Consider the following 7,629-nt stretch of genomic DNA (forward strand, 5'->3'; position numbering starts at 1 on the left):
TCTAGTCTACACACCTTAATTTTTCTGTCTAGTTAATTGTAGCCTATCCAAAGTTTGTAAGTATAAAGTAAATCACTATGACTATTTATATTACTTTCCAATACTTAAAGAAAAATATCGTCACTAAAACTAGTTAGTAAAAATGCAAATAGAATCTTATATTGTATGAAACCTTTCTCACACAATTATTTGCATAACGACAAATACCTAATGCAATTCTTTTATAACTAATCAATAACAAGAGATCAGACCATATCTTTAACTAAAAATTCAGGTATATAAGTATCCTTTACACCACCTTATTAGAAAATATTTTCCTATCTTTATCTGTCAGTGGTGTGTTTTTGGCTATGATAGCACAAAAAACTTCGGGGCCATCACAATATAAAAAACCACACGAAAAAGCAGTTTTGTATATCACTGGTTAAGCCTCCGAAGAGTTACTCTCATTGATTACGTTTTCATTGTATCATAAGAATTAAACGTAGTCAATTTTTTTAGTAATAATTCAATAAGCCTGATAGTTAGTCTGTTTAGATTTTTAAAGATAAGATGCAATTTTTATGAAGATTTTAAATCTCTATTTAAGTTAATTAAAAGCCTTTAAAGACAATATGAACACACATATCACTCTTCGACATAAGCACTGCCTAAGTTGGCAATACTATCAATCAGATTAGATTCATTTTTATACGTCACCTTGAAAATGTTCGTTCCATTTATCCAATCTTGATTATCATTTTTAATTTTATGATACACAATCACCAAACCCTCTAAATTTTAGAAGATAGTATTTTGGTGTATACATCAATAGATTCTAACTGTAAGGTTGTACAGGCCGCATTTTGATATGTGTTACGTTCTTGTCCAAAATAACTTTTGTACAATTTCTCAAATAGGATCTGTGACATAAATCTCTAACAAAAAAACGCAAGAAATGACGAAAAATGTAGTGACCCCTAAAAGTTAGACTTTTAAGGAGTGGATTTGGTGGAGTTGTCAAGAAAAACTAGACACTTAGTTAAGAGAATAAGTTATGTTAATCTATATGAGTGGATAAATTGTGATTAATCAAGTAATACAATTTTTTTCTCACTTATCTCAGGTTGAATTCCAGTTTCCATATTTTTTTGATCTTCTAATGAACTAAAACGAATTGCTCCTAAACTGGAATTATCCGAAACTCTAGTAATATTGTTGTTGTCCTTAAATTTTAATACCACATTTACGCCCTTCCTTGACTGACTGTTACAACATATAAATAAAGAGAGAAATCTAAATAACCATTTACTGAGTTGACCATTCGACCATCATCGTTGTTTTCACGACTTGTGATCCGAACCAAATAAGTCTCCTCGAATTCGACTTCCACTTCGCCTTCCGGTAAAGCTGCAGCGCTTTTGTCCACTACAATTGGTAACACACCATGTTTTTCGGAATCCCCATAGAATTTTACATAACTACCAAGAACACCATCCACTTCTTTTGGCGATTCTTTAAATTGGGTATTTAAAATGAAGACTCTTCAGACTCATTCCTTTTTTACTTTAAGTCTTGTTAGTTTCAATTTCTTTCCTTCTTTCTATTTCTTTTTTTATTTAATGAGAAAAACAAAAAAGTCATTCTCTCAGAATGACTTTGCTCACTTGTACTTATATTTAATTTAAAAACCATCATTTGATGATTTAAGCTCTTCTTTAATCACAACAAAGGAGAGGATGCTTAATTTTTGCTAAAAACGCTTAGAAACAAAATGATTGAGATTTTAAAAACAGTATTACTCAACTTGTAACAGTATGGTTTTAAAATAACCTATCCTAATCAACAGAAAATCATCTTTGACTCGCATTTTTAAGTTCAATCCCTACTATTCGTTCAAAACCTATTCAAATTGAGTGAAATCAGCTAAAACGAAGTAGTAAGAAAAGCATTACTATTAAAGTAATTCGAAACTTATTGAAACGAACCTTAATTATTTATCCTTTTTTGGTTTAGTTCTTTACCAACTCCAAATATCAGAAGTATACTAAATACATGCACATACGGTAGAGGCTATCAAGAAAATCAATCCGTTTACGAAGGTAAAATATTTCTCGTTAGATGGTTATTTCTCATCAAGCGATTTTTTCGATCATTCGCTATTTACTCGATTCCCATCTTTAATTGAAGATGAATTTAATACGAACGATTCCAAACTAAAATTCTCGCCTAACTACGTAAATTGGTGGAACTACCTTTACTTACGGATAATAATCACCCGTTCAATTTCGTTATCAGATATTGCTGAAGCATAATACCCTATATAATGAGCTTCAATGTGATATCCTTGGAGCGGCATCTTGATGTTTAAGTTTGAGTTTCTGACGTAGGAAATCAAATCACTCGTGTTATTGATACACCTTATGTTTTTTATCAAAAGAAGGGCTGCCATTCCAGAAAACCTTTTATTTTAGATACTGTGGGTCTCACATAAATCAATAAAATAAAGAATGTTTATGATATAACTAACTAATAAGATAAGGCATAACGACACCATGAAAATAAGGAGCTATACATTGCTTGAAATCAGATTGAGCGTATAGTAAAATAAAGTCACTTCTAAAATATGGATATTTTGGGCAAAAACATCTAAGAAATATCTGTTAAATAATAACACCATAAATTTACACTGATTAAAAGTCATTTATTCGGAAAAGTCATTAAATTTTGTGACTATTCCCTAAAGAAGTAATTAAAAAAAATATTTGTAACGTTACAATTGCCCAGCAATGATTAGCTTGAATCAAATATTAAAAAATAATTTTGGAGGATGAAGATTGAAATCTTCAAAATAGCTGATGAATGAAAAAGTTATAAGAATGCCAAATAATTTAGAAAAATCATCTTCCCGTAATTATATACTAAAAGTAGGCGGATTAACAGTTTTAGAAAACTTTATACGCTATCCTGAAAAACTTAAGGGAAGGATATTTTTAGAAGACCACCTGCTGTTGCTCGTGTTAAGTGGTACATATAAAATCTATTATGGTAATCAAATTATATCAGTAGAAAAAAACCAAATGGTTTTATTAAAAAAATCTATTGTTATTGAATATGAAAAACTATCTACATCTGAAAGTAGAAATATTATAGAATATTGGATGTTTTTTATCGATGACGATCTTCTTATGAATTTTGCAAAAGAGTCTAATATTAATGTGAAATCATCAAATCAAACAAAGTTTGTAGAAATACAAACGATAAGTGATCGCTTATTAAATTATTTAGAATCATTGAGATTCTATTTTCGTGATGAAAAATTAATTAATAATAATTTGATAAAATTAAAATTATTAGAATTGCTCTATGACCTGGAGGCAAAAGATGAAAGCTTAATACAACAAATGCTAAATCAAAGGCCATCATCTATTATTAATATTACACCTATTATAGAAGCTAACTTATTTTTACCCGTAACCCTTTCTGATTTATCTTATTTATGTGGAAGAAGTCTTTCGAGTTTTAAGAGAGACTTTTATGCAATCTATAATATGGCACCTTCAACATGGATCAGAGAACGGCGGATTAATAAAGCGAAGGAATTACTAGACAAGACCTCTAATTCTATTACAGATATTTGCTTTACAGTAGGCTTTGAGAATCTCTCGCACTTTTCCAAAGTATTTAAAAAGCTTACAGGTTATACCCCTATTTCCTACAGGCAGAGAGGAATAGATAAATAGAATACAAATGAAATTACATATTCTCATAATTTGAGCTTAATTGACAAATAAATTGAACTAGTTAGAAAAAATTTAATTATATTTTTTTGGTATACTTTACTAAAAGAAAGGTATGGTGAGAATATGAGAATAGCAACATCATTTAACTCTGAAACGACGGCCGATGAAATATTAGAAGGAATTAATCTAAAAGGTAAGAGGATTGTAATCACTGGAGGTGCATCAGGGATTGGATTAGAAACTGCACGATCATTAGCAAAGCAAGGTGCTGAAATTACATTAGCAGTTCGAAATATAGAAAGCGGAAAACAAGCAATTGGAGATATTATAGCGAGTACCGGAAATAGTAATATTCATGTTGAAAAACTAGATTTATGCAACAAAGAAGATATTATAAATTTTGTGTCAAGCTGGAAAGGAACATTAGATATCTTAATAAATAATGCGGGTGTTATGAATATTCCGGAATTGAAGTTGACGAACGAAGGATTCGAGGAGCAGTTTGCCACAAACTACCTAGGTCACTTTGCACTTGCAGTTGGATTACATGAAGCACTAGCTCAATCAGAAGGTGCACGGATTGTTTCAGTAAGTTCTGTTTCTCATCTAACATCTCCTGTTATATTTGATGATATAAATTTTAAATTCCGTCCATACGATCCAGAATTAGCATACGGTCAAGCAAAATCGGCAGTAATACTTTTTGCAGTTGGGGTATCTAAATATTGGTCAAAAGATGGTATAACAGCAAATGCACTCATGCCTGGTGCGATTGCAACAAATCTTCAAAGACATATGAATAAAGAAACTTTAAAAAATTGGGGAGCATTAGATGATCAAGGCAACCGTTTGGCTCAGCCTAAAGGATGGAAAACTGCTGAACAGGGTGCAGCAACATCTGTATTATTAGCTGTATCACCGTCTCTTAATGGGATAAGCGGTCGTTATTTTGAAGATTGTAACGAAGCAGAAATCGTAACAAGTAATAATTATATGAATGGTGTCGCTAAATATGCTCTTGACTCAAACAATGCAGAGAGACTTTGGGATGAATTCTACCCGCTTGTAAAAAAATGGTTCAAATAAAATAACCTAATTCTAGTCAATTAGGTTATAAAAATATTACAATATCTTTGTCAGTAAGAAATATATACTCTTTGTCAATAAGGATTAATGAGTTGTGTAAAATGGTTCTTCGACATTTACTTTTGATAAAGATAAATTCAACTGAAAATTAGGTCTGATCCAGTTAAACATATTGTTTAGCTGGATCTTATTTTTGTTGTAAAAATTAGTCCGTGCGTAATATAGATTATGGCTCAAAAGTTGACGAAGTTACGATAGTATCAAGACCAGTTTAAAAATGGTGTTTTTTTCAACTGAAAATGTCTCCACTAAATCAACTGAAAAATGCCCCACTTCATTTATTTTAACCACTGCTTTGTATCTTCTACTCGAAAAGAAGAGCCATTCAGATCAAGTACATGCGCCCGATGGGCAATTCGATCGACAATTGCAGCAGTAAACATGGGGCCTTTGAATGTTTCTTCCCATCGTTCAAACTCTAAATTGGTTGTAATGATCATAGAACCATGGGATGGAATCAACGTCCATCTACAACTTTCATCCTTTGATGTTTTTCCATGAAGATGAGGAGCTGAAGAAACTCAATGTACTTTTAACGATTGAGAATCCTTTTCGGATTAAACAGTTCAGTCGCATGTTTGATGAGGATAAGACCGATCGAACAATGCATTAAGAATCGCTGATTTCTTGCGTATTCAATGGTTCACAACTTCCTCTATCAAAGAAGAGAAGCACATGACCTTACAGCGCTTAACACGTACTCCCTATCAACTCATTAACCATTGGCTCGTACAAAACAATACTTTCTGAAAAATCTAACGTACAAATGCAATACACTTGCTCGAGAAATGCGCGACGAATCGACAAGTCTCTTTAGTGCCACTGGCATTACTCTTATGACAGAAGACTTCACACTAGATGAATTGGCTGTGCTTCCTTTGGAAGCCTTCTGCGACTTACTACAAGAAAAAGGAAAAGGTCGCTTTAAAAATCTAGAAAAAATTGCCAAATCGACTCAACGTGCAATTACCATGAATTATCGTTTAGGTAGTCTTGCACAAGAATCCATCAATGTCGTTATTCCAGAATATCAATGTTTGATCAGTGTTCCAAGTATTGAAAAGGTGTACACCGCTGGATTAATCGCTGAAATCGGTCAAATTGAACGATTTGAAGACCAAACAAAATTGGCAAAATACGCAGGCTTATGTTGGAAAGTCAAACAATCTGGTAACTATCAGTCACAAAATACACCTCTGACAAAACAAGGGAATCGCTATTTTAGATACTAGTTAGTTGAAGCTGCCATTTCTGTAAAAAATTATCTTTCTGAATATAAGGCTTTTTATCAAAGCAAATGTAATGAGGTTCCAAAACATAAACACAAACGAGCACTCGTCTTAACCGCAAGAAAATTTACGCGTCTGGTGGATTCGCTACTATGTAACCACCAAGAAACGTGATAGATAAAACATTCTGTTATTGACGCAAACCCTTGAAATACTCCGAAAAAATTTGATTTTCGCCGGGGCTAGTTAAGTGCACTTCAAAACAGGTTACACAATAAAAATATTCTCAATCTTCAACTTGACTTATTACCATTAGACTTAGGTTCTACAACATTTAGTATTGGTAGGAAATCTTAGGATTTCCTGCCAACACTATTTCTTTATGAAAAAGTATAGAAAAAGAGATACCCACTTGGTAGAATTGGCTCTATAATTTATTGGACTAATGAATCAGAATTGATTCTTCAGTCCAATTTTCATTTTGGGTATAAAAAAACATATCGTTCTCTAGTATGATTAAATCACCACAAAATAAACAACTGAGAGGACGATATGCTATATGAATGATTCTATCAAAAAATTGTTGAGGATTACAGATAAAAATTTAGAAATTGTAGATGTCTCTTACGAGACAGTGAACAAAAGACAGCGCTTAGTGATCAACGCAACGCTATCTCCTTGCCCGCAAGCTTGTAAATCATGTGGATCCACAGTGAAAGACAGTGATGGTAAAACGATAATTATAAGAAATGGGAAGAAAAAAACTACCATACGTTTTGATGAATATAATCATATGCCGATGGTTATGCAATTAAAAAAGCAGCGCTACAAATGTAAAAATTGTGAAACCTATTGGACTGCACAATCTTACTTTGTTCTTCCAAAATATTCTATTGCCAATCATTTAAGATACAAAATCATTTCTTTACTAACAGATAAAGTTTCTTTGATTTTTATTGCTAAGCTTTGCACGGTGTCTTTAACTACAGTGATTCGAATATACTAAAAGAACTCAAAAGCTATCTTCCAGGAAACGCTAAAAAAGTTCTTCCCAAAGTATTGATGGCGGATGAGTTTCGATCACATGCTTCACTTGAAGACAAAATGAGCTTTATTTGTGCAGATGGAGAAAGTGGAGAGTTGATTGATATTTTGCCAACACGTAAGCTATCGCGACTAACTACCTACTTTCAGAGCTGCTCTAACAATGATCAAGTAAAATATTTAGTCACTGATATGAACGCAGCTTATTTTCAATTAACCAAAACGGTATTTCCAAATGCTAATCTCGTTATTGATCGATTTCATATCGTTAAACATATGAATCAAGCATTTCAAGACCTACGTGTAAGAACAATGAAATCCTTACAAATAAAAGGTTTCAAAAAGGAATCACAGAAACTTAAAGTAAATTGGCGTTTTCTAACAAAAAATAGACAGAATATAAATCATTCGGAATATAAGTCTTGGCGTAGTTTCCGTGGATAGGCTACAATTAACTAGACAGAAAAATTAAGGTGTGTAGACTAGAA

Annotated in this window: 5 protein-coding genes and 2 pseudogenes; 4 read left to right on the plus strand and 3 right to left on the minus strand. The window is 32.3% G+C overall.

Going from position 1 to position 7,629, the window contains the following annotated elements; all coding sequences use genetic code 11:
* Positions 1 to 1,067: 1,067 nt before the first annotated feature.
* Positions 1,068 to 1,223 (minus strand): hypothetical protein, encoded by a 156-nt coding sequence (locus IAE45_RS19105; protein ID WP_233619185.1) that lies wholly within the window; start codon positions 1,221 to 1,223, stop codon positions 1,068 to 1,070.
* A 2-nt stretch (positions 1,224 to 1,225) separates the two neighbouring features.
* A complete protein-coding gene (locus IAE45_RS19110) occupies positions 1,226 to 1,423 on the minus strand; it encodes a hypothetical protein (protein ID WP_233619186.1) in 198 nt (65 codons plus the stop codon).
* 1,435 nt (positions 1,424 to 2,858) lie between these two features.
* Here IAE45_RS19110 and IAE45_RS18150 point away from each other — a divergent pair.
* Together IAE45_RS18150 and IAE45_RS18155 are read left to right on the plus strand one after the other, a co-directional pair.
* Positions 2,859 to 3,722 (plus strand): helix-turn-helix domain-containing protein, encoded by an 864-nt coding sequence (locus IAE45_RS18150; protein WP_200143156.1) that lies wholly within the window; start codon positions 2,859 to 2,861, stop codon positions 3,720 to 3,722.
* A 123-nt stretch (positions 3,723 to 3,845) separates the two neighbouring features.
* A complete protein-coding gene (locus IAE45_RS18155; protein WP_200127748.1) occupies positions 3,846 to 4,808 on the plus strand; it encodes an SDR family NAD(P)-dependent oxidoreductase in 963 nt (320 codons plus the stop codon).
* A gap of 338 nt (positions 4,809 to 5,146) precedes the next feature.
* Here the strand turns inward: IAE45_RS18155 and IAE45_RS18160 are convergent, their stop codons facing one another.
* Entirely contained in the window at positions 5,147 to 5,329 is a 183-nt protein-coding gene (locus IAE45_RS18160) for an ATP-binding protein (protein WP_442784505.1), read from the minus strand.
* A 501-nt stretch (positions 5,330 to 5,830) separates the two neighbouring features.
* Between IAE45_RS18160 and IAE45_RS19390 the strand changes: the two are divergent.
* Together IAE45_RS19390 and IAE45_RS18170 are read left to right on the plus strand one after the other, a co-directional pair.
* A pseudogene (locus IAE45_RS19390) lies at positions 5,831 to 6,271 on the plus strand (transposase); the annotation flags it as partial.
* A 385-nt stretch (positions 6,272 to 6,656) separates the two neighbouring features.
* A pseudogene (locus tag IAE45_RS18170) lies at positions 6,657 to 7,579 on the plus strand (ISL3 family transposase); the annotation flags it as partial.
* Positions 7,580 to 7,629: the final 50 nt, after the last annotated feature.

Origin of the sequence: Enterococcus sp. S53 (assembly GCF_016516865.1) — a bacterium.
Classification (GTDB): Bacteria; Bacillota; Bacilli; order Lactobacillales; family Enterococcaceae; genus Enterococcus_D; species Enterococcus_D innesii.